Origin of the sequence: Kitasatospora albolonga (genome assembly GCF_039535905.1) — a bacterium.
Classification (GTDB): Bacteria; Actinomycetota; Actinomycetes; order Streptomycetales; family Streptomycetaceae; genus Kitasatospora; species Kitasatospora albolonga.
In genome coordinates this window covers 91,119-112,707 of sequence record NZ_BAAAYB010000150.1, presented here as the reverse complement: position 1 = coordinate 112,707, position 21,589 = coordinate 91,119, and the positions used below count along the sequence as shown (strand labels likewise).

Below are 21,589 nucleotides of genomic sequence, written 5' to 3'. Positions count from 1 at the left end.
TTCGGCCTCGATTGCCGGGCGCCGTAAGGGATCTGATCGATCGTCAAGCCGCGAACGCCCCATTCCGTCACCGCCCGGTCGTCTCGCCGACGACAACCTAGCACCTCTTGACCAGCACCTAGGACATTTAGGCCAGGTCGATCCCGTTCGCCGGATGCGGGGCGCGGCACCCCTGGCGCGGGCACGGTTCCTATGTATATTAGGCACGAGCCAAGGGTATCGAGGTTGGCAGTCAGGACAACGACTACAGGGGGTGCGTCCCATATGCGGGCCGAGAACGACACGGCGGTGGCGGTGGAATCGTGTGACATCCGGGTGCTGGGGCCGATGAGCGCCCGGCTGGGCGGAACGTCCATCGTTCCCACCGCGAACAAGCCGCGTCAGCTGCTCGCCCTGATGGCCCTGAACGCCGATCGGTTGCTCACGGCGTCGACCCTCATGGACGAGATCTGGTCCGACGCGGACGCGCCCCGCAGCGCGCTGCCGACGCTGCACACCTACATCCTTCAGCTGCGTCGCCTGATGACCAAGGCGCTCGGTCCCGACGCGACCTGCGCGGCCAAGGACATCCTGGTGACCAAGCCCGGCGGGTACCTGCTCAGCGTGTCGCCGGACTCGGTGGACGTGACGGCGTACCAGAAGCTGCTGACCTCCGCGCGTTCGGCGGCCGCCCGCGGTGATGCGGTGGCCGCGGCCCGTGCCTACGACGCCGCGCTGGGGCTGTGGCGCGGACCGGCGCTGGCCGACGTGCAGCCCGGTGCGGTGCTGAGCCCGGAACTGGCCCGGCTCGAGGAGAGCCGCCTGGGCGTCGTGGAGGAGCGGATCGACGCCTGGCTGCGGCTCGGTTGCCACTCCCAACTCCTGGACGAGCTGGCCTCCTTGACCAGGCGTCATCCGCTCAACGAGAACCTGCACGCGCAGTTCATGACCGCGCTGTACCGCGCCGGCCGGCAGAGCCGGGCGATGGAGACGTTCCAGAGCCTGCGCCGCCGGTTGGTGGAGGCGCTGGGTGTCGAGCCGTCCCGCCGGGTACGGACGCTGTACCAGGCGATGCTCTCCGCCGATCCCGAACTCGACGTCCTGCCGGCGGACGACCGGACCCGGCTGGCGTTCGCTGCGGCCTGACCGCCGCTCGCACGACGACGACTCGGCCCGGGGCGACGGTTCGCCCCGGGCCGAGTTCTTGTCGGTACTCGGAGCCGGCACCCGGGGGTGGTGCCGGCTCCGAGGGATCAGAGGGCCGGCTCAGAACGGTCCCTGGAAGCCGGCCGCGACGTCGATCAGCCCGGGAAGGTCCCCCCGCGCCTCTCCGCAGACCGCCAGACAGGCGTCCGCGATGGCGTCGGCACTGGGGTGGTAGGCCTCCTCGAGAGGTTGGGACACCGGCGCCGGGCTGTCGGGCAGCGTGATCCGGCGCACCGGGGCGAGCAGGGCCTGCGGCACGTTCTCGGCGACCACGGCGGCCACCTCCGCGGCGAAGCCGTACCGGGACCAGCTGGTGTCGGCGACGACGAGCCGACCGGTCTTGGCCACGGAGGAGCAGATGATGTCGTCGTCCAGCGGCCGCAGGCTGCGCACGTCGACGACCTCGACGCTGATCCCGCGCAGTGCGAGCTGCTCGGCGGCGCGTTCGGCCTCGTGGACCATGAGGGAGGCCGCGACCACGGTGACGTCCCGGCCGGGGCGGGCGATCCGTCCCACGCCGAAGGGGATCGGGACGGCCTCGGTGGGCACCTCGCCGGTGAGCGAGTACAGATTGCGGTTCTCGATCAGCACCACCGGGGTGTCCCCGGTCAGGGCCTGGACCAGCAGGCCCTTGGCGTCGGCAGGGGAGGCCGGGGTGGCCACGTGCAGTCCCGGGTAGTGCGCGAAGGTGGCGTGCGGGCTCTGCGAGTGGGTGGCGCCCTGGCCCCAGCCACGGCCGACCACGCCGCGGGTGACCACCGGCACACCGCCCTTGTCGCCGCCGTAGGTGTAGCGCCACTTGGCCGCCAGGTTCACCAGCGGATCGAGGGCCAGGAACATGAAGTCGGCGCGGATGTGCACCAGCAGCGGACGGAAGCCGGCCGCGGCCGCCCCGATGGCGAAGCCCGCGGTGGCGTTCTCCGCGTTGGGCATGTCGATCACCCGGCCGGCGCCGAACCTGGCGAACGCCTCCTTGGTGGTCCCGAACGTGCCGTTGACGTCGTCCACGCCTTCGCCGGCGACGAAGATCCGATCGTCCTGCAGCATGCACTGGACGGTGGCCTCGCTGATGGCCTGCCCGTAGGTCAGCTTGCGCATGTGTGGTGTCTCCTTCTCCCGTCGGGTGTCGACGGTCAGCGGGCCAGGGGCAGGTAGGCGCCGTCGAGCAGGCCGTCGACCGAGGGGAACGGCAGTGCCTTGGCCCGGTCCACCGACCGGTGGATCTCCCGCTCGAACCGGGTGCGCCAGTCGGCCACCGCGGCGTCGATGTCCGGCTCCTCGGCGCGCAGCGCCGCCGTGGCGCGCACGATCGGGCACCGGGCCCTCCACTCGTCGATCTCCTCCTTGGACCGGTACCCGTAGTCGTGGTCCCAGTCGGGGCCGACGTGGGCGCGCCAGCGGTAGGTCGACAACTCCAGCAGGAACGGTCCGTGGCCCTCGCGCGCGTGCGCCACCGCCCGCTGCGCCGCGGCGTGGACGGCGAACACGTCGTTGCCGTCGACCAGTTCGGCCGGCACTCCGGCCGCCTCGGAGCGACCGGTGATCGACGTGCCGGCGGGCTGCCTGGCCGACAGCGGCGAGCAGGCCGAGTACAGGTTGTTCTCGCAGACGAACACCACCGGGGTCCTGTGCACGGCCGCGAAGTTGAGCGACTCGGCGAAGACCCCCTCCTCGGTGGCCCCGTCGCCGAAGTACGTCAGGGCGACCCGCGCCTCGCCGTTGCGGGCGAACGCCCAGGCGGTGCCCACGGCCACCGGGATCATCTCCCCGAGGATCGCGGCCGAGCCGGCGAAGCCCGCCGCCCGGTCGATCACGTGCATCGAGCCGCCCCGGCCGTGGGAGCAGCCGTCCTGCCGGCCGTAGAGCTCGGCGACCAGCGCGTCCAGGTCGCCGCCCTTGGCGAGGTACGGAGCGTGGGAACGGTGACTGGTGTACACCCAGTCCTGCGGAGTCGTGGCCGCGCACACTCCGACCGCGCTGGCCTCCTGGCCGATGGAGAAGTGCACGGGCGTGCGGATCTCCTGCTCGTCGCGGTAGTAGTCGGCCAGCGTCTCCTCCACGACACGGATCCGTACCATGTCGCGAACCAGTCGGGCACGATCAGACGCCATGGTTGAAGTCCCAGTCCCTGAGTAGGCGAAGTGCGACGCCGCGGTCCACCACGCAGTCGTTGCGCGTGAGGTCCTCCTGTGCGGTCCGCCCGGCCCGGTCGGCCGTCGTTACGGGCCGCGCTGCCACAGCGGGACCGCGGCACCCGGCCTCCGGCGGTCCTCGCCGTCCGGGTACCGGTGCCGCACGATCGGTCCGTCGCTCGGCCAGTATTGCGGCACTCGATGGAGAGCCGGTTGATTCGTGCTGAGTCGGCCCGAACTCCCGGGTGCCGACCGGCTGTTCGGGGCGGTGGGCCGGCGGCCGCGCGGGGCGGTCCAGCACCGCTCGATCGGTGCTCAGCCGCCCGGGCCGAGGATGTACGGGGAGCGGTGGGCCGAGTCCCGCCGCCGCCCGATGGAGCGCCTGGACCAGGAGGATTTCCGCTCGTGCTGCTCACCGACCCCGGACTGGGGCGCCGAATCCAGCTGCAACAAGGCCTTGTCTGGCTCGCAGCAGCCCAGGGAGACCCCTGCGCGGCTCTGCTGCGCGGGCTCGACACCGATCCGCGCGAGTACTGGCGCCGGCTCGCCGAACGGCCGCTCGACCGCAGCGCCACCGGCGCCTGGGTGACGGCGCGTCACGCCGTGGCGAGCCGCGCGGCCGCCGAGCCGGCCCTGTGCGAAAGGCCGCTCCTGGACGGCTTCGGCCCGAGCGCTGCGGACGGCACGCCGCAGGACCGGGTGCCCGCCGACGGCGGTGACGACCCGGTGATCGACGTCGAACAGGCCTGGCACCGCGCGCTGGCGGCCGTCCCCGCCGCCACCGGCGGGGACGGCGGCTGGGACGTGGTGGCCGTCGCGCGTGCCGCCGCCGTGGAGGCGCTGGCCCTGGCCTGGGGACTGGACGCCGACGGACGGCTGGAGTTGAGCGCGGCGGTCGAGCTGACCGGCGGGCTGCTCGACGCCTCGTGCTATCCGCAGAACCTGGCCGACACCCGGCGCATCGCCCGCGGCGTGACCGCCCTGCGGGCCCTGCCGGCGGTCGGTGGGTCCGAGGAGCGGCTGCTGCTGGCGGCGGTCGGCGTGCGGATGGCGACCGACCTGGTGGTCAACACCCTGGTGCGGTACCCCGAGGCGATGCCCCGGCAGGACCTGGAGGCCCTGTGGGCGCGGCTGCGTGCCGAGCCGGGAGGGGCGGCGCGGGCGGTGGCGGAGACGCTGCGCTGGGCCGGCCCGGTGCAGCTGCGCACCCTCGTCGCGCAGGCGCCGTGCGAGCTCGCCGGACAGCGGATCGAACCGGGGGAGGAGGTGGTGATCCTGCTCGGAGCCGCCAACCGCGACGCCGAGGCGTTCACCGACCCCGACCGGTACGACCCCGACCGGTTCGCGGCGGCCGCCCCCGACCGGTCCGATCCCGTCGAGGCGGCGCGAGCCGCGCGGGTCCTGCTGCCCGGTGCGCCGAGCACCAGGGTGCTGTCCTTCGCCGCGGCGAGCGCGCGGGAGGGGCTGAGCCGGCTCGCCGTCCTGTGCCCGCGGCCGGACGGGACCGGGGCGCCGGAGCGGCGCGCGGCCGCCCCGGTGTCCCGGTCGCTGCTGTCCTTCGCCGCCCGCACACCCCTGAGCTGAGCCAGGAGAAGACATGAAGATCCTCTTCGTGAGCATGCCTCACCCCACGCACTTCCACCCGATGGTGTCGCTGGCCTGGGCGCTGCGCTCGGCCGGTCACGAGGTCCGGGTGGCCGGGCACCCGGACCTCACGGACACGGCCACCGGCGCCGGGCTGACCATGGTGCCGGCCGGGAAGTCCGGCTGGTACCGCGACGACCCCTACGAGCCCGACCTGTACGGGCAGTTGATGGGCCGAGGCGCCTCCGACTTCCTGCGCACCTTCGACTGGTCCTGGACCGACGAGCGGGCCTGGAGCTGGGAGGGCCTGCTGGGACAGGAGAAGATCCTGGTCTCCGCGCTGCTCGCCGGCATCAGCAACGACCCGTTCCTCGACGACGTGATGGACTACGCCCGCCACTGGCAGCCCGACCTGGTGATCTGGGAACAGCTCACGATGGGCGGCGCCGTGGTGGCCGAGGCCCTCGGCATCCCGCACGCGCGCTTCCTCTACGGCCTGGACTTCCTCGGCCGCGCCCGGGAGGAGTTCGTGCGGCTGTACCAGCAGCGACACCCCGACCAGCGCGAGGACCCGACCCGCGAGTGGCTGGAGGAGGCGGTGGGCCGCTTCGGCGGGACCTGGAGCGAGCGGCTGCGGGTCGGCGGTCTCACCATCGCCACCACCGTCCCCGGCACCGAGTTGGAGGTCGGCTTCGACACCATCGGCATGCGCTACGTGCCCTACAACGGGCGGTGCGTGGTGCCGGAGTGGCTGCGCGAGCCCACCGACCGCCGTCGGGTCTGCCTGACGCTCGGCACGTCCAACGAGATCGAGAACACCGGCACCACGGTGGGCGAGATCCTGCGGGGGCTGGCCGACCTCGACATCGAGGTGGTCGTCACCCTCGGCGCCGAGGAGGCCGCCAAGATGGGCGAACTGCCGGCGAACGCGCGGCCCGTGGGCTTCGTGCCGCTGCACGACCTGCTGCCCACCTGTCAGGCGATCGTGCACCACGGTGGCTTCGGTTCGCGGCTGACCTCCGCCTACCACGGGGTGCCGCAGCTCATCCTCGGCCACGGCTACGACACCATGCTGGCAGGGCAGCGGCAGGAGAAGCTGGGCGGCGGACTGTGCCTCTCGGCCGACAGCGCCACTCCTCAGGAGATCCGGGACTGCGTGGCCCGCCTGGTGGACGATCCGGCGCTGGCCGCCGGCGCCGCGCTGATCCGGGCCGACCTGCTGGCGCAGCCCTCCCCGGCCGAGGTGGTGCCGATGCTGGAACGCGTCGTCGCCGAGTGGGGCCGGTGAGCGCGGGCATGACCGCCGACCGGCACGGGACGGCCGCCACCGCCGAGGCTCCGGGGGCGGCACGTCCGGGCGGAGCCGGCGTCCGTGAGCTGGGCGTCGCGGGCGCCTTCGAGTTCACTCCCACCGTGTTCCCCGACGACCGCGGGCTGTTCGTGGACTCCTTCCGGCTGGCGGCCTTCGAGGAGGCGGTCGGTCACCCGTTCCCGGTCGTCCAGACCAGCCAGAGCCGCTCGCGCCGGGGCGTGGTCCGCGGAGTGCACTACACCGCGACACCGCCCGGCATGGCCAAGTTCGTGCACTGCACCGGCGGGCGGGCGCTGGACTTCGTGGTGGACCTGCGGGTGGGATCGCCGACCTTCGGCAGCTGGGACAGCGTCGTGCTCGGCGGGGAGGAGCTGCGGTCGGTCTACGTGCCGGTCGGCGTGGGGCACGCGTTCGTGGCGCTGGAGGACGCCACCACGATGGTCTACCTGATGTCGGGCGGATACGTGCCCGCCAACGAGCTCGCGGTCTCCCCGCTGGATCCGGACCTGGCACTGCCGTACGACCAGGGCGTGGCGCCGCTCCTGTCCGAGCGGGACCGGGCGGCCCCGACCCTGGCGCAGGCCGTCCGCCTGGGGCTCCTGCCGGACTACCGCACCAGCCTCGCGCTCGACAGGGCGCTCTGAGGAGCCCCGCACCGTGCCCGGGGGCCGGCCCGCGCGCTGCCGCGCGGACCGGCCCCCGGGCACGGTCCGTTCAGCCGGCCGCGGGTGCGGCGAGCAGGCTCCGCAGACAGGCCAGCAGGCCGCGCGCCTCCACGTTGAGGTAGTAGCTGTGCCGCAGCAGTTCGGTGAGCTGGCGCACCGTCAGCCACCGGTGGTCCGGGTGCTCCGCCGACCAGTCCGGCTCCGCCTCGACGATCAGGTAGCGGTTGCGGGTGTGGTAGAACCGTCCGCCCTCCTCCGAGAGCGTGGTGTCGAAGCGGACCCGCCGCGGGTCGGCGCCGAGCACCTCGTCGAGGAAGCGCGGGCGGGCCTCGGCGGGCAGGTGGGCGTAGTTCCGCGGGGTGCACTGGACGGTGGGGGCCAGTTCGACGACGTCGTTGTGCCCGGCCTCGGCGCTCGCCTGGACCAGGACGTGCAGGACGCCGTCGATCTCCCGGACCAGGAAGGCGATCACGCCGGGCCCGGTCGCGGCGATCAACGGCTGGGTCCACTCGTCCACCTCGCGGCCCCGGGCCCTGACCCGTACGCCCATGACGTCGAAGAACGCGCCTGTCCGGTGGCTGATCCGGCCCTCGGCCGAGTGCCACTCGTCGACCTGGCGGAGCGGCACCAGCCGGGCCCGCAGGTCCGTGGTGCTGCGGGCCTCGGTGATCCAGTGGGCGATCTCCGCGCCGGTGTGGCGGCCCTCGTCGGGGCCGGCCGTGCAGGACCGCAGCAGCGCGGAGCCGAACGCGTCCCCGGGGGAGCCGACGGTCTCGGTGCCGGGCCCGGCCAGTGGCAGGCAGGCCAGCGCGGCGCGCGAGTCCATGTTCACCAGGTCGTCCACGGCGAGCAGTTCGTGGAGCTGGCCGAGCGTCAGCCAGGTGAAGCCCTCGCGCACCGCGACCGGCTCGCGCACCTCGACGATCATGTTGCGGTTGCGCTTGCGGTAGAACCACGCGCCCTGCTCGGACTGGCGTACGTCGGCCAGAAGGGTGTGCCGCGCCGCGTCGCGGAAGTACTCCACGTACGGGACGTCGCGGCCCCGGTGGGCGCGGGTGAAGTTGCTGCGGGTGGCCTGCACGGTGGGCGACAGCTGGGGCCCGTCGCAGTTGCCGGGCTCCACCTTCGCCTGCATCAGGAAGTGCGGGACGCCGTTGAACTCGCTCATCAGGATGCCCAGGATGCCGGTCTCCGGCTGGTTGATGACGGGCTGGCTCCAGTGCGGCACCGGACCGTCCGGGTGCTCCACCCGCAGGCCTTCGATCGAGAAGAACCGCCCGCTGTCGTGGACGAGGTTCCCGGTCTCCGGGACGGTGTGCCAGCCGACCAGTTCGTCGAGCGCGATCGGCTCCACCTCGGTGTGCAGGCGCTCGGCGCACGCCGCGAACCACCGGTGGAAGTCCGCCGTGGTCGTCAGCCCGCCGGCCCGGGCCGCTGCGGAGCGGGCCAGGCCTCTCACCCGCTGCTCGTCAATCGTCGTGGCATCGAAGGGAGTTGTATTCATCCGGTCTCCTGCGTCCAGTCATCGGCCAGGTGGGTGGTGGTGAGGCGGCGGCTCACTGTGCCGCGGGGGCGGTGGCACCCCCGGCGTCGTGGGCGTGGAGCCAGTCGACGGCGTCCATCAGGTCGTCCGCGGACATGCCGGCGAGCAAGGCGTCGCGGGCCTGCGCCGCGCCGCCCGACGGGTGGTAGACCTCGCGGCCCATCCAGCGCGACACGTCCTGGACCCGTGCGGTGCGCTCCTGCCGCAGCGACGCGAACTCGCGCAGCCGGTCGGCGAGTCGGGAGGACGGGCAGTCCCGCAGCAGATCTCCGAGCACCACCGCGTCCTCCAGGGCCGTGCAGGCGCCCTGGGCGGCGTACTGGAGCATCGGGTGCGCCGCGTCCCCGAGGACCGCGGTGCGCCCGTCGGTCCAGGTCGTGGTGGAGTCGCGGTCGCACAGCACCCAGGTGCGCCAGTCGCGGCCCAGTTCCAGCAGGCGGCGGCCGTCGGGGTGCAGGCCGGGGAACCGGGCGAGCACCCGCTCCCGCTCCGTGGGCAGGCCGGCCACCGCGTCGCGGGCGCCGTCGTCCTGGGTGATGGCGAGGTTGAGGTGGCTGCCGCCGGCGACGGGATAGTGCACGAAGTGCCAGCCGGGGCCGGCCCAGAGGGTGACCGTGTTCGAGCGGAGCTCGGCGGGCACCGCCGCCATCGGCACGATCGCGCGGTGGATCGTGTGGCCCGAGACCCGGGGCGGGCCGTCGCCCACCAGCTGGGCGCGTACGGCCGAGTGGATACCGTCCGCGCCGATCAGGGCGTCGCCGGTGCGGTCCGGACCCCGGGCGGTCAGGGCGCGCACCTGGTCCGGCCCGCCCCGGTAGCCGGTGACCTCCACTCCGGCGTGCAGGGTGATGTGTCGGTGCGCCCGGCAGGCGTCCAGGAGCGGCCGGTACAGGTCGCTGCGGTGGACGACGGCGTAGGGCAGGCCGAAGCGTTCCCGGTAGGCGTGGTCCAGCGGCAGGACCGCCAGCGGAGCGCCGGAGCGGCCGTCCAGGAGCCGCAGGGCGTCGACGTGGACGGCCGCGGCGCCGACCGGCTCCGCCAGGCCGAGCCGCGCCAGGGCGCGGAAGGCGTTGGGGGCCAGCTGGATTCCGGCGCCGAGTTCGGTGAACTCGCGCTTGCGTTCCAGGACTTCGACGGTGTGGCCGGCCTGGGCGAGGGCGAGGGCGGTCGCCAGTCCGCCGATTCCCCCGCCTGCTACGACGACATGTGGCACGTGGGTCCCCTGTGTTCGTGCGGAAATGACGGTGCGTCAGTTGTGGCGTGTGCGAGCTGGACCGGACCGGTCAGCCGACGGCTCCGGTCAGGCGGGCGGATCCGCCGGCCCGGCGCTCCGGTCGGTCTCGGGTCAGGTCTCCGGTCAGGTCGGCGACCAGGTCGGCCAGGACGGTCAGGCCGTCGCGGCTGAGCACGGACTCGGCGTGGAACTGGAGCGACGCGAAGGCCGGCCCGCGCAGGCCGTGCACCTGGCCGGTCCCGGGATCGCGGCAGACCGCGACAGGACCGGGGAGCGCGTCGTGGTGCAGCACGTCGTCGGCGGCGTGCAGGGCGAAGGTGTTGTAGAAGCCCACCAGCACCCGGCGGCCGAAGAAGTCGATCTCCTTCTGCACGCCCTGGTTGGGGCGGCTGCGCCGGACGACGGGCAGGTCGAGGAGGGTGCCCAGGACCTGGTGGCTGAGGCAGACGGCGAGGAAGGGGGTGCCGTCCGCCAGCAGCCGCGCGATGGTGCCGCGCAGGGTGGCGATGCGGGGGTCGCCGGTGTCGCACGGGTCGCCCGGGCCCGGTCCCATCACCACGAGGTCGTAGCCGTCGGCGGAGTGGTCCTGGTCGAAGCGGCGCACGTCGACCGTCAGCCCGAGGGCCCGGAGCTGCTGGGCGATCATGCCGGTGAAGGTGTCCTCGGCATCGACGATCAGGGCCCGCCTGCCCTCCGCCACCCGGAGGTCCGGCGATTCGGCCGGCCGGAGCGCCGGGTCGAGCCAGAACGCGGCCAGGCGGCTGTTGCGGGCGGTGAGGGCTTGGCGGACGCGTGGGTGGTCGTTGAGGTCGCCGGGCGCGGCGGTCTCGGGGCCGGTCGGCGCGGCGCCGAGGGCACGGAGCATGCCGCGGGCCTTGGCATGGGTCTCGGCGGCCTCGGAGAGCGGGTCGGAGTCGCGTACCAGGGTGGCGCCGACGCCCAGTTCGAGGCGCCCGGCGGTGATGTCGGCGGTGCGCAGCAGGATGGCGGAGTCCAGCGACCGGCCGCCGTTGATGTCACGGCTGATCAGCGCGGCGGCACCGCTGTAGTAGCCGCGTCCGCGCGGTTCGTGGCTGTGGATGACCCGGCAGGCGTTCTCCAGCGGGCTGCCGATCACGGTGGGGGCGAACATCGTCTCGCGCAGGATCTCCCGCACGTCGTGGGAGCTGTGACCCTGGATCAGGTACTCGGTGTGTGCGAGGGTGGCCATCTGCTTGAGGTAGGGGCCCACGACCCGTCCGCCGCCCTCGCAGATCCGGGCCATCATCTTGAGTTCCTCGTCCACCACCATGTACAGCTCGCCGGCCTCCTTGGGGTCGGCGAGGAATTCCAGCACCTCGGTCAGGGTGGGGCCCTGCGGCGGGTGGCGCAGGGTGCCGCTGATCGGGTTCATCACAACGGTCCGGTCGAAGAGACTGACGTGGCGCTCGGGGGTGGCACCGACGAGGGTGCGCTCCCCGGTGTGGACGAGGAAGGTCCAGTAGGCGCCGCGCTCGCCCCGCAGGAGCCGGCGGAACAGGCTCAGCGCGGTACGGGCGGACCAGTTGTGGATGCGGGCGGTGAAGGCCCGCTTGATCACGAAGTTGGCTCCCGCCCCGGTGCCGATCTCCTCGGTGAGCACCCGCCGGACGATCGAGGCGTACTCGTCGTCGTCGATGTCGAAGCCCGGGTCGGTGAGTTCGACGGGTTCGTCGGGCAGCAGCTCGAGGGCCCGGTCCAGCGGGCAGGTGTGCTGCTCCGCGACGGTCATGGCGAGCAGCGGGGTCCCGTCGTCGTGGCAGGCGAAGTCCCGTTCGCGTAACTGCCGGTAGGGCAACAGCACCAGGCTCTCGTGGCGCGGTCCGGGCGGGCCCTGGCCGAGTGGCGGCAGCGGGACGTCGGCGATCCGCTGGACCTCGCTGATGTCGCCGGTGAGCAGTTCGACGCGGTGGCCGACCGCGTCGGGGCGGTGCAGCAGCGCGAAGGCGGGCGGGCAGGGGCCGAGGACGCGTTCGAGGAGCCCGGCGAATCCGCTCCGGTCGGGGACCATGGGTCAGACCTGCCCGACGAGTCCGGGCTGCCCGACGTGCTCCAGCAGCTGATCGGTGGTCATGACGACGGCGCAGCGGGCCGCCGCGTACTCCAGCGCCCAGGCGTGCCGTTCGGCGGAGAAGTCCGCGACGGCGTCCGCGACCAGGAACGTCTCGATGTCGTGGGTGAAGGCGTCGACGGCCGTCATCAGGCAGCCCACGTGGGCGTAGACGCCGCAGATGACGAGCTGGTCGCGCCCGGCGGCGCGCAGGTGGTCGAGCAGGTCGTTGCCGTGGAAGGCGCTGTAGCGCCATTTGGTGAAGATTTTGCCGTCGTCGTCGGGGGCCACGTCGTCGACGATCCGGCGGTCCTCCGGGCTGGTGCGCATGCCCGGGCCCCAGAAGTCCTTGAGCAGACCGCGTTCCTGGTCGCTCATGCCACCCGGCTGCGCGGTGTAGGTGACGGGCATGCCCGACTGCCGACATCGTTCGACCAGGCGTCGGCTGTTGTTCAGCAGTCCGGTGACGGGTTCGTGGCCGGTCGTGAAGGGCGCCACGAAGTAGCGCTGCATGTCGTGCACGAGCAGGGCGGCGCGGCGCGGGTCGGGGATCCACGGGGCGGTGTTGGCGGGCAGTGACCGCTCGGTGGGCAGGGGGTAGGGGGCGATGCCAGGGATGGCCATGGGGGTGTCCTCCAGGAGGTGGGGCGGCGCGGCGCGGCCGCTGCGGGGCGGGGCCGGCCGGGTGAGCGTCAGCGGCCGAGCGCGGCACCGCCGTCGACGTACAGGTCGTGCAGGGTGATCTGGCCGGCTCGGTCGGAGAGCAGGAACGCGACGGCGTCGGCGACGTTCTGCGGGGTGGCGAAGCGGCCCAGCGGGATTCCCACGCGGTACTGCTCCAGCACGCCGTTGAGGGAGTCGGCCGGGCCGGACTCGTCGGTCCACAGGGAGCGCAGCATCGCGGTGTCGGTCGAGCCGGGGCACACCACGTTGCAGCGGATGCCGTGTTGCGCCAGCTCCAGGCCGAGGGACTTGGTGTAGGCGATGGCCGCGGCCTTGGAGGCCCCGTAGGCGGCCATGCCCATCCGGGGGACTCCGGCGGCGTTGGAGGCGACGGTGACGATCGCGCCGCGGATGTCGTTCTCGACCATGCGGTGCGCGACGGCTCTGGACACGCGGTAGACCCCGCCGGCGTTGACGGCGAAGGTGTGCTCCCAGTCCTCCTCGGTGAGCGACAGCGCCGAGCGGGCCCGCAGCACGCCGGCGGCGTTGACCAGCAGTTCGACGGGACCGAGCTCCTTCTCGACGGCGGCGACGGTCTCCTCGACCGCGCTCGTGGAGGTCACGTCCGCGGCGAAGGCCGTCACGGACAGACCCTCGGCGGCGACGTCGCGCTCCAGTACCTCGAGGGCGTCTCCGCCCAGGTCCAGAGCGGCCACCTGGGCACCCGAACGGGCCAGGGTGCGCGCGACGCATCGGCCGATGCCTCCTGCGGCGCCGGTCACCAGCGCGACCTTGCCGGCGTGTTCCCTGTCTATGATCGTCTCCCATCGCGGGGCGGATACGGCTGCTGGTTGGTGGGGCGTGAGCGTCGGGCGGGCGGGGAGCGGGCACCCCGACGGACCGGCGCCGGTGTGGGCCGGGGCGCGCGGTCGTGCTGCGGGGACCCTCGTCCAGGTGGTCGGGGCAGCGGGGCGGGAGCGGGTCGGCGGGTTCGCCTGGGGCGACCCGATCATCCCGACACGAATGACGCGGCCATGCCATAATCCCCTTGGTGGCGGACCCTGCGCCGAATGCCAGAACGCGGGCCACCCGCCTGTGGGGGTCGCGCGGGCGGTCCACCGTCCCCTGCCGTCCTCGGCCGCCCCGGTCGGCCGGGCCGTCGGGGTGGAGCGGACGCGAGGGCGGGGTGAGTCCGGGATCCCCGGCCGCGTCGGGCCGGTTGACTGTGTGAAGGTCCTGTGGAATCTCTGGTGAATTCGTGTGCGAGCGGACGCCGGCGAAGTCCACAGCGATTTGCAACCTATAGAGCGTGATGCGCGGTGGTCAAGAGCTCGGATCGTCCCGATGTGTCCGTTTTCTATCGTATGGCCAAATTATGCGGCGGGCTGTCGCGTGAGTCGCTCCGAGCGCCTCCGATCGCGGGTTTACAAACCGCGTCTAGAGGTATTAGGTTCGGGACGCACCACATCTGACCTCCCTACTGCCCGATGGGGGTACCGTATGAACGTGGAGTTACCGCCACCGTTGAGGTCCGGCGGGAAAGGGTCAGCCGGACCGCATCGCCGCATCGTCGTCACAGGTGGTGCCGGGTTTATCGGATCCCATTACGTGCGGCTATTGCTTTCCGGGGCCGAACGGCTCTCCGTGACAGTTCTGGACAAGCTCACCTACGCGGGAAACCGAGCCAACCTGAGCGACCTCGCCGCCGATCCGCGGCTGCGGTTCCGCCGGGGTGACATCTGCGACCCGGCCGTGGTGGACGAGGTCATGCGGGACGCCGACGAGGTCGTGCACTTCGCGGCGGAGTCCCACGTGGACCGCTCCATCGAGGACAGCGGCGCCTTCGTGCGCACCAACGTGCTGGGCACCCAGACACTGCTGGACGCCGCGCTGCGCCACGGCGTGAGCCGCTTCGTGCACGTGTCGACCGACGAGGTCTACGGGTCGATCGCGAGCGGGTCGTGGGACGAGTCGAGTCCACTGAGCCCGAACTCGCCCTACGCCGCCTCCAAGGCCTCCTCCGACCTTCTGGTCCTCGCCTGCCAGCGCACCCACGGGCTCAACGCCAGCATCACCCGCTGCTCCAACAACTACGGGCCGATGCAGTACCCGGAGAAGGTCATCCCGCTCTTCCTCACCCGCATCATCGACGGCCTGACCGTGCCGCTGTACGGCGACGGGCGCAACGTGCGCGACTGGCTGCACGTGACGGACCACTGCCGGGGCATCGAGCTGGTGCGCACCCGGGGACGGGCCGGCGAGGTCTACAACCTGGGTGGCGGCACCGAACTGACCAACCGCCAGCTCGCCGAGCGGCTGCTGGCCGTCGGCGGTGCCGACTGGTCGCTGGTGCGCGAGGTGGCCGACCGCAAGGGCCACGACCTGCGCTACTCGCTCGACGACCGCAAGGCCCGCGAGGAACTGGGCTACCGGGCGCGCGTGCCGCTCAGCACCGGCCTTCCCGCCACGGTCCGCTGGTACCAGGACAACCCGCAGTGGTGGCGTCCCCTGCTGCCGGAACCGGCGGGTCGTCCCGGCGCCGCCGCGCGGGCCACCCTGCCATGAGCCCGGCGGGACGGACCGCGGCAGACCGCGTCCTTCCGCCCCGAGCTAAGGAACCACTCCTCCCATGCGCGGAATACTGCTGGCCGGGGGCTCCGGCAGCCGGCTGCTGCCGCTGACTCTCATCAACTCCAAGCAGCTGCTGCCGGTTTACGACAAGCCGCTGGTCTACTACCCGCTGTCGGTGCTGATGCTGGCCGGCATGCGGGAGATCCTGATCATCAGCAGCGCGGCCCACCTGGAAGCCTTCCGCTCGCTGCTGGGCGACGGCCGCCATCTGGGCCTGGACCTGCAGTACGCGGTCCAGGACGAGCCCCGCGGGATCGGCGAAGCCCTCGTGATCGGCCGGGAGTTCGCCGGCGACGAGGACGTCTGCCTCATCCTCGGGGACAACATCTTCTACGGGCAGGGCCTGCCCGGCCAGCTGCGCGAGGCGGCCCGGACCCTGGACGGCTGCGCCGTCTTCGGCTATCCCGTCTCCGACCCCGAGCGTTACGGCGTGGCCGTCCTCGGGCGGGGCGGCGAACTGGTCGACATCGTGGAGAAGCCGGCCGACCCGCCCTCCAACATCGCGGTCACCGGCCTCTACATGTACAGCAACGACGCCCTCAGCTACGCCGAGAAGATCACCCCGTCCGCCCGCGGGGAGCTGGAGATCACCGACATCAACCGGCTGCTGGTCGAGCAGGGGCGCGGGCGGATCGTCCAGCTCGGCCGGGGCATCGCCTGGCTCGACGCCGGCACCCACGACAGCCTCCTGGAGGCGAGCCAGTACGTCCAGGTCCTCCAGAAGCGGCAGGGAATGCAAATCGCCTGCCTGGAGGAGACGGCCTACCGAATGGGTTACATCGACCGGAGGCAATTGGCCAGGCTCGCCGAAGGGCTCCCGCCCGGAACCATGTACGGCCGGCACGTCCGTTCCCTCCTGAAAGCCTGACCCGCCGCCCTTTCCAGAAAACCGGACCGCCTTTCCGTGGAATACCGGACCGGTTGACGACGCATGTGTACCCGCCGCCTCGAATTCCCGGACCGACGGCTCGACAATGAAAACGAAGGATTACCCATGCAGGAAGTGGTGGGCGCCTCGGGAAGACGGCGCCTCGATTCCCTCACCGGTGCGCGGTTCCTGGCCGCCGGACTGGTATTTTTCTGCCATCTGGCGACCAGTGGATTCTTTGTGGCCGGTTCCGCGCCGGCCACCGGGCTGATGGCGGCCACCAAGACCGCCGGTACGATCGGGGTCTCGTTCTTCTTCGTCCTCAGCGGCTTCGTACTGACCTGGTCGGTCCGGCCCGCGGACACCTACGGCGGCGTCCTGCGGCGCCGACTGGTGAAGATCTTCCCCAACCACCTGCTCACCTACGCCCTGGCGATGGCCGTCTACGCGTCGGCCTTCACGCCGCTGGGCACCGCGCTGCTCAACCTGCTGCTGCTCCAGGCCTGGTCCTCGGACCCGATGGTCTTCCTGAGCGTCAACGGGGCGAGCTGGTCGCTCTCCTGCGAGCTGCTCTTCTACGTGCTCTTCCCGGTGCTGCTCCCGTTGCTGCGCCGGATTCCCGCCCGGCGGCTGTGGTGGTGGGCGGGCGGTGTCGCGGCCGCCGTGATGCTGATGCCGCTGGTCGCCGCCCTGCTGCCGGCCGGTCAGACCCTGCCTGTGACCGGGTCCTGGCTGGACGGCGTGTCGATCGAACGGCTGTGGCTCGTCTACGTCTTCCCGCCGGTCCGGCTGCTGGAGTTCGCCCTCGGCATCCTGACGGCGCGCATCGTCCAGTCCGGCCGGTGGATCGCGCCGCGTCCCGCCTCGACCGGGCTGCTCGTGGTGGCCGCGTACGTGCTGGGGCTCTACACGCCCATGCTGTTCACGGTGGCCGCGGTGACCGTGGTGCCGCTGGCCCTGTTCGTCGCCTCCCTGGCCCAGGCGGACAGTGCCGGCGCCGGCACGCCGCTCGCGGCGCCCGTGATGCGTCGGCTGGGTGAGGCCTCGTTCGCCTTCTACCTGATCCACGGCATCGTCCTGGAGTACGCCGGCGAGCTGCTGGTCCGCGCGCACCGCGCGCCGTCGACGGGCCAGGGCGTGGTGGTGTCACTGCTCACCCTCGTGGTGAGCCTGGCGCTGGCCCTGGCGATCCACCGGTGGTTCGAGACGCCCCTGGTGCGGTGGTTCGGCCGTCCGCGGCCGCGCCCCGTCGTCCCGGCGGAGGCCGGCAGTTCCCTGGGCCGCTGAGCCGCGACGGCCGGCACGCCCGTACCCCGCAATTCCCGCCCCCACCATTCCAGCGAGGCCTGTGTCATGCGCATGCTCTTTGTCACCGGCGGCAGCCCGGCCACGGTGTACGCACTCACCCCCCTGGCGACGGCGGCCCGGAACGCCGGGCACGAGGTACTGGTCGCCTCCAACGAGGAGACGATGGAGTCCGTCACCGGAGCCGGGCTGCCCGCCGTCTGCGTGTCCGACGTGCCGATCCGGCACCACATCTACCACGACCGCGCCGGCACTCCGCTGGCGATGCCCGAGGACCCCGACCTGGCGATCCGGGCCATCGGCCATGCCTTCGGCCGGATGGCCGCCGCCTACCAGGAGCCGCTGCTCGAGCTGGCCCGCCGCTGGCGGCCCGACGTGATCGTCGGTGGCACCCTGCACTACTCGGCGGCGGTCCTGGCCGCCAGGATCGGCGTGCCGTTCGTGCGGCACTCCTGGGACTCCGGCGAGCCGCTGGTCGTGGACGAGGCCGCAGCGGTGGAGATGCGCCCCGAACTCGACGCGCTCGGCCTGGCGGGCATCCCCGGCAGCGACCTGTGGATCGACGTGTGCCCGCCCAGCGTGCGCGACCCCGAGGCACTCCAGGGGACGTCCATGCGGTGGATCCCCTGCAACCTGCAGCCGCCGCTCGAACCGTGGATGTACAGCAAGGGCTCCGCGCCCCGGATCGGGGTCACCGCGGGCACCAAGACCGCGCCCGGCTACTTCTTCGACTACCTGGTTCAACTGGCGGTCGGGCTCAAGAGGTTGGACGCCGAGATCCTGGTCAGCGCGCCGCCGGCGGTGGCCGGGCAGCTGAGCGAGGCCACCGGCATGCGGGTCGGCTGGCTGCCGTTCGACACCGTCGCCCGCTCCTGCGACCTGCTGGTCCACCACGCCGGCGGTGGCACCGCCCTGACCGGCATGGTGTACGGCATCCCCCAGCTGGTGGTCCCCAACATGCCCAAGCTGGTGGCTCCTTCGCAGCGGCTGGCGGCCTACGGTGCGGCCCGGGTGATCCTGCCCGGCGACGACACCCCCGAGGCACTGGCGGACGCGGCGTGCGACCTGCTGACGAACCGTCACTACCGGGAGCGTGCCCGGGACTTGGCCGAGGAGGCCAACGCCATGCCGACCCCCCAAGAGGTGCTCGGCCTGATCGAGAAGCTGGTGTGACGCGGTGTTCTATCACGTGTGCTTCGTGGTCCCCGACATCGAGGCGGCGATGGCGGACCTCACCCGGACCGTCGGCGCCCAGTGGTCCGGCATCCTGGAGGACTCGCTCGGGCCGTGGGAGTACCGCCTGGCCTTCACCCGCGGCGGGGCGCCCTACACCGAGCTGGTGCAGGGCCCGCCCGGCAGCCCCTGGGACTCCAGCCTGGGTGCCCGCTGCCACCATCTGGGCCTCTGGACCGCCGATGTGACGAAGAGTGCGGCCCGCCTGTCCGAGGACGGCTTCGTCCCGGAGTTCGACGCCTGCCCGCTGGGGCGTCCCTACAGCTACCACCGGCTGGAGAGCCTGGGCGTGAGCCTCGAGATGATGGACGTCTCCCGGCAGGACCGCTTCCTGGCCGCCTGGGACCCCGGGGGCCCGGCGATGCCGCCCTTCGACGCCTGACCGGCGCCGCTCCGCACCGTGCCGCCCCGGCCGTGACCGGGGCGGCATCCGCCTGTCGTTGTTGATCCCGCAAGACCCGTGCCGGCCCGGACGAGGAGAGCCGAAGCAATGCTGAGCAGCGACATCGATGCCCCGGACGAGGGGACCCCGGACGACGGGACCCCGGACGAGGGGACCCCGGACGAGGGGACCCCGGCCACCGAGGCCCTGGACACCGACGTGCTGGTGGTCGGGGGCAGTACGGTGGGTCTCTTCACCGCCCTGTTCCTCGCCCGCATGGGGGTGCGCACCCTCGTCGCCGAGCGGCACCCGGCACCGCTGGCGCACCCGCGGGCCATGGGCATCGGGCCACGCACCGTGGAACTGCTGCACACGGCCGGCATCGCCGACGCCGTCGACGCCGAGTGCATGGACATGCGGGGCGGTGACCTCCAGATGTTCGCCACCCCCACCCTGGCGGAGGCCGACCTGGAGGCCCTGTCCGCACAGGCCCCGCCCCGCACCGACGCGTTCCGCGACGTGACGCCGCGCCACCTGCGCGGCACCTGCCCCCAGGGCCGCCTGGACAAGGTGATCACCGCCGCGGCGCGCGGCGCGGGTGCGCGGATCGAGTTCGGTACCGAGATGGTCGCCTTCGCCCAGGACGACGCACGGGTCACCGCGCAGCTGACCGGCCCCGACGGCCCCGTCGAGGTCCGGGCTCGCTACCTGGTGGCCGCGGACGGCGCCCGCAGTGGCGTCCGCGAGAGCCTGGGCATCGGCACCAGCGGCCCGGGCGTCATCGGCGACCCGCTGATCAGCGTGCTCTTCCACGCGGACCTCGGCGAGTTCACCGGCGGCCGGCCGTTCACCGTCTGCGACATCACCACCCCCGAGGCGGCGGGCGGCCTGCTGCCCGTCGACGGCGACCGCGAGTGGATCTACGCCTTCCGCTATCCGCGGGACGCCGGCCTCACCTCGGACGACTTCACCCCGCAGCGGTGCGCCGAGCGGATCAGGGCCGCCGTCGGCCGCGAGGACCTGCCCCTCGAGGTGGTGAGCATCCTGCCCTGGCAGGTGCGCGGGGCGCTCGCCGACCGGTTCCGGGACGGTCGGGTCTTCCTCGCCGGGGACGCCGCGCACGTCATTCCCCCGGTGGGTGCCTTCGGCATGAACACCGGTGCGGCCGACGCCCACAACCTGGCCTGGAAGCTGGCCTACGTGCTCGGCGGACAGGCCGGAGAGGCCCTGCTGGACAGCTACGAGCAGGAGCGCCGCCCGGTCGCCGCCACCGCGCTCCAGCAGTCGATGCTGCGGCTGGAGGACCCGTCCCTGCACTGGCAGACCGGGGAGCAGGGCCGCCGTCACCGCGCCTCGGCCGGTGCGGTCAACGCACCGGTGATCCACCTCGGCTACCGCTACGACTCCGGCGCGGTGATCGGCCCGGTCGCGGCGCTGCCCTCCACGGAGGACGTCGAGCCCGACCTGGACGGCTCGCCCGGCTCCCGGCTGCCGCACCACTGGCTGGCTCCGGGCGGGCGGACGCGCTCCACGCTGGACCTGGTCGACTACCGCTTCACGCTGCTCGCCGGACCGGACGGAGCGGCATGGCCGAAGGCAGCGGCCGAGGTGGCGTCCCGGCTCGGCGTCCCGGTCGACGCCCACCTCGTCGAGGCGGCCGTGGAGTCCGTCCCGAGTTGGGCGGCCGCCGTCGGCATCGAGGACGGCGGCGCGCTGCTGGTCCGCCCCGACGGTTTCGTCGGCTGGCGGACCCGGGCGCCGGCGGCCGATCCCGAGGCCGAACTGGCGGAGGTCCTGACCGCGCTCCTGGACCGCGCGCGAGCACCGCGCGGGAGCGGCCGGCCCGCGTGACGGTCACCCGCCGGTCCCCGGCCGGGCCGCACCCCGGCACCGGCCGGGCACGGTGGTCGCCGCCCGGGCAGTGCTCTTCATCTGTGCCACGTACGACTCTTCGAGGGGGAAAGCCATGAGTGGTCCCGCACCGCGGACCGCGCTGGTCACCGGCGCCGGACGGGGCATCGGACGGGCCATCGCCGAACGCCTGGGCGCCATGGGCGCGACGGTGGCCGTCCACTACGGACGCGACGACGACTCCGCCGCCCGGGCCGTGGCCGCGGTGCGCTCCGCCGGCGGCAACGCCTTCCCGGTGCGGGCCGAACTGGGCACCCCGGGCGCCGTCGAGACCCTGGCCGCCGGCGTCGAGGCGGGCCTGCGCGAGCACACCGGCGCGGCCCGGCTGGACGTCCTGGTCAACAACGCGGGCATCGGCTGCCGCGCCGACATCACCACCATCACGCCCCAGGACCTCGACCGGGTGTTCGAGATCAACGTCAAGTCCCCGCTCTTCGTCGCGCAGCGGCTCCTGCCGCTGATGGGCGAGGGCGGCCGGATCGTCAACGTGTCCTCCGTGGCCCATCAGGTCGCCCACCCGCACGTCCTGGGCTACGCCATGAGCAAGGGCGCGCTGGAGGCGTTCAGCCGCTCGCTCGCCGCGCAGCTCGGACCCTCCGGCATCACCGTCAACACGGTCGCCCCCGGACTGATCGAGACCGACCTGCACCGCGCCAGGCTGCGCGAACACCCCGAGGAGGCCGCGGAGGCGGCGGCCAGGACGGTCTTCGGCCGGCTCGGCCAGCCGGGCGACGTCGCCGACGTCGTCGCGTTCCTGGCCTCCGAGCAGTCCCGCTGGGTGACCGGCGAGTGCCTGAAGGCCACCGGGGGTGCCTACCTGTGATGCCCCACCACTGAACGCCCCGTCCCATCGCCCCCACCGCCGACGGAAGG

The 21,589-nt window shown here is 72.8% G+C and carries 18 protein-coding genes; 11 read left to right on the top strand and 7 right to left on the bottom strand.

Features of this window, described 5'->3' with window-relative positions; translation table 11 throughout:
• Positions 1 to 264: 264 nt before the first annotated feature.
• On the top strand, positions 265 to 1,125 hold the full coding sequence (locus tag ABD946_RS38150) for an AfsR/SARP family transcriptional regulator (protein WP_345290343.1): 861 nt from the start codon (positions 265 to 267) through the stop codon (positions 1,123 to 1,125).
• 120 nt (positions 1,126 to 1,245) lie between these two features.
• Here the strand turns inward: ABD946_RS38150 and ABD946_RS38145 are convergent, their stop codons facing one another.
• The gene (locus ABD946_RS38145; RefSeq protein WP_345290342.1) at positions 1,246 to 2,283 is read right to left on the bottom strand and encodes an alpha-ketoacid dehydrogenase subunit beta; all 1,038 of its coding nucleotides are present in this window, start codon (positions 2,281 to 2,283) and stop codon (positions 1,246 to 1,248) included.
• A gap of 35 nt (positions 2,284 to 2,318) precedes the next feature.
• Positions 2,319 to 3,245 carry a thiamine pyrophosphate-dependent dehydrogenase E1 component subunit alpha gene (locus tag ABD946_RS38140; protein WP_345290341.1) on the bottom strand — a complete coding sequence of 309 codons (927 nt, stop codon included), beginning with the start codon at positions 3,243 to 3,245 and terminating at the stop codon, positions 2,319 to 2,321.
• Positions 3,246 to 3,722: 477 nt separating this feature from the next.
• Between ABD946_RS38140 and ABD946_RS38135 the strand changes: the two genes are divergently transcribed.
• The 3 genes from ABD946_RS38135 to ABD946_RS38125 are packed head-to-tail and all read left to right on the top strand — an operon-like array spanning position 3,723 to position 6,857.
• Positions 3,723 to 4,901 carry a cytochrome P450 gene (locus ABD946_RS38135; protein WP_345290340.1) on the top strand — a complete coding sequence of 393 codons (1,179 nt, stop codon included), beginning with the start codon at positions 3,723 to 3,725 and terminating at the stop codon, positions 4,899 to 4,901.
• 13 nt (positions 4,902 to 4,914) lie between these two features.
• Entirely contained in the window at positions 4,915 to 6,189 is a 1,275-nt protein-coding gene (locus tag ABD946_RS38130) for an activator-dependent family glycosyltransferase (protein WP_345290339.1), read from the top strand.
• Positions 6,190 to 6,197: 8 nt separating this feature from the next.
• A complete protein-coding gene (locus tag ABD946_RS38125; RefSeq protein WP_345290338.1) occupies positions 6,198 to 6,857 on the top strand; it encodes a dTDP-4-dehydrorhamnose 3,5-epimerase family protein in 660 nt (219 codons plus the stop codon).
• A gap of 70 nt (positions 6,858 to 6,927) precedes the next feature.
• On the opposite strand, the gene ABD946_RS38120 is transcribed toward ABD946_RS38125, so the two are convergent.
• The 5 genes from ABD946_RS38120 to ABD946_RS38100 all read right to left on the bottom strand — a co-directional run bounded on the left by ABD946_RS38120 (position 6,928) and on the right by ABD946_RS38100 (position 13,168).
• Positions 6,928 to 8,382, bottom strand: coding sequence for an NDP-hexose 2,3-dehydratase family protein (locus ABD946_RS38120; RefSeq protein WP_345290337.1), 1,455 nt, complete (start codon positions 8,380 to 8,382; stop codon positions 6,928 to 6,930).
• Between the two features lie 52 nt (positions 8,383 to 8,434).
• The gene (locus ABD946_RS38115; protein ID WP_345290336.1) at positions 8,435 to 9,634 is read right to left on the bottom strand and encodes an FAD-dependent monooxygenase; all 1,200 of its coding nucleotides are present in this window, start codon (positions 9,632 to 9,634) and stop codon (positions 8,435 to 8,437) included.
• Between the two features lie 70 nt (positions 9,635 to 9,704).
• Complete coding sequence (locus tag ABD946_RS38110) at positions 9,705 to 11,684, bottom strand: anthranilate synthase family protein (protein ID WP_345290335.1); 1,980 nt, start codon at positions 11,682 to 11,684, stop codon at positions 9,705 to 9,707.
• 3 nt (positions 11,685 to 11,687) lie between these two features.
• Complete coding sequence (locus ABD946_RS38105; RefSeq protein WP_345290334.1) at positions 11,688 to 12,347, bottom strand: isochorismatase family protein; 660 nt, start codon at positions 12,345 to 12,347, stop codon at positions 11,688 to 11,690.
• Positions 12,348 to 12,415: 68 nt separating this feature from the next.
• Positions 12,416 to 13,168, bottom strand: a complete 753-nt coding sequence (locus ABD946_RS38100) for a 2,3-dihydro-2,3-dihydroxybenzoate dehydrogenase (RefSeq protein ID WP_380149758.1) — start codon at positions 13,166 to 13,168, stop codon at positions 12,416 to 12,418.
• 718 nt (positions 13,169 to 13,886) lie between these two features.
• Between ABD946_RS38100 and rfbB the strand changes: the two genes are divergently transcribed.
• The 7 genes from rfbB (at position 13,887) to ABD946_RS38065 (ending at position 21,539) form a co-directional block, all read left to right on the top strand.
• A complete protein-coding gene (gene rfbB, locus ABD946_RS38095; protein ID WP_380149759.1) occupies positions 13,887 to 14,951 on the top strand; it encodes a dTDP-glucose 4,6-dehydratase in 1,065 nt (354 codons plus the stop codon).
• 64 nt (positions 14,952 to 15,015) lie between these two features.
• Entirely contained in the window at positions 15,016 to 15,885 is an 870-nt protein-coding gene (gene rfbA, locus ABD946_RS38090; protein WP_345290333.1) for a glucose-1-phosphate thymidylyltransferase RfbA, read from the top strand.
• A gap of 126 nt (positions 15,886 to 16,011) precedes the next feature.
• Positions 16,012 to 17,172 (top strand): acyltransferase family protein, encoded by a 1,161-nt coding sequence (locus ABD946_RS38085; RefSeq protein WP_345290332.1) that lies wholly within the window; start codon positions 16,012 to 16,014, stop codon positions 17,170 to 17,172.
• Between the two features lie 66 nt (positions 17,173 to 17,238).
• The gene (locus tag ABD946_RS38080) at positions 17,239 to 18,363 is read left to right on the top strand and encodes a nucleotide disphospho-sugar-binding domain-containing protein (protein ID WP_345290331.1); all 1,125 of its coding nucleotides are present in this window, start codon (positions 17,239 to 17,241) and stop codon (positions 18,361 to 18,363) included.
• A 4-nt stretch (positions 18,364 to 18,367) separates the two neighbouring features.
• A complete protein-coding gene (locus tag ABD946_RS38075) occupies positions 18,368 to 18,805 on the top strand; it encodes a VOC family protein (RefSeq protein WP_345290330.1) in 438 nt (145 codons plus the stop codon).
• 108 nt (positions 18,806 to 18,913) lie between these two features.
• Complete coding sequence (locus ABD946_RS38070; protein ID WP_345290329.1) at positions 18,914 to 20,656, top strand: FAD-dependent monooxygenase; 1,743 nt, start codon at positions 18,914 to 18,916, stop codon at positions 20,654 to 20,656.
• 115 nt (positions 20,657 to 20,771) lie between these two features.
• Positions 20,772 to 21,539: an SDR family NAD(P)-dependent oxidoreductase gene (locus ABD946_RS38065; RefSeq protein WP_345290328.1), complete on the top strand. Its 768-nt coding sequence runs from the start codon at positions 20,772 to 20,774 to the stop codon at positions 21,537 to 21,539.
• Positions 21,540 to 21,589 lie beyond the last annotated feature (50 nt).

Excerpts from the sequence above, each read along its gene's own strand:
- ABD946_RS38150 (WP_345290343.1), top strand. The coding sequence starts at position 265 with ATGCGGGCCGAGAACGACACGGCGGTGGCGGTGGAATCGTGTGACATC.
- ABD946_RS38145 (WP_345290342.1), bottom strand. The coding sequence starts at position 2,283 with ATGCGCAAGCTGACCTACGGGCAGGCCATCAGCGAGGCCACCGTCCAG.
- ABD946_RS38130 (WP_345290339.1), top strand. The coding sequence starts at position 4,915 with ATGAAGATCCTCTTCGTGAGCATGCCTCACCCCACGCACTTCCACCCG.
- ABD946_RS38125 (WP_345290338.1), top strand. The coding sequence starts at position 6,198 with ATGACCGCCGACCGGCACGGGACGGCCGCCACCGCCGAGGCTCCGGGG.
- ABD946_RS38120 (WP_345290337.1), bottom strand. The coding sequence starts at position 8,382 with ATGAATACAACTCCCTTCGATGCCACGACGATTGACGAGCAGCGGGTG.
- ABD946_RS38110 (WP_345290335.1), bottom strand. The coding sequence starts at position 11,684 with ATGGTCCCCGACCGGAGCGGATTCGCCGGGCTCCTCGAACGCGTCCTC.
- ABD946_RS38105 (WP_345290334.1), bottom strand. The coding sequence starts at position 12,347 with ATGGCCATCCCTGGCATCGCCCCCTACCCCCTGCCCACCGAGCGGTCA.
- rfbB (WP_380149759.1), top strand. The coding sequence starts at position 13,887 with ATGAACGTGGAGTTACCGCCACCGTTGAGGTCCGGCGGGAAAGGGTCA.
- rfbA (WP_345290333.1), top strand. The coding sequence starts at position 15,016 with ATGCGCGGAATACTGCTGGCCGGGGGCTCCGGCAGCCGGCTGCTGCCG.
- ABD946_RS38085 (WP_345290332.1), top strand. The coding sequence starts at position 16,012 with ATGCAGGAAGTGGTGGGCGCCTCGGGAAGACGGCGCCTCGATTCCCTC.
- ABD946_RS38080 (WP_345290331.1), top strand. The coding sequence starts at position 17,239 with ATGCGCATGCTCTTTGTCACCGGCGGCAGCCCGGCCACGGTGTACGCA.
- ABD946_RS38070 (WP_345290329.1), top strand. The coding sequence starts at position 18,914 with ATGCTGAGCAGCGACATCGATGCCCCGGACGAGGGGACCCCGGACGAC.
- ABD946_RS38065 (WP_345290328.1), top strand. The coding sequence starts at position 20,772 with ATGAGTGGTCCCGCACCGCGGACCGCGCTGGTCACCGGCGCCGGACGG.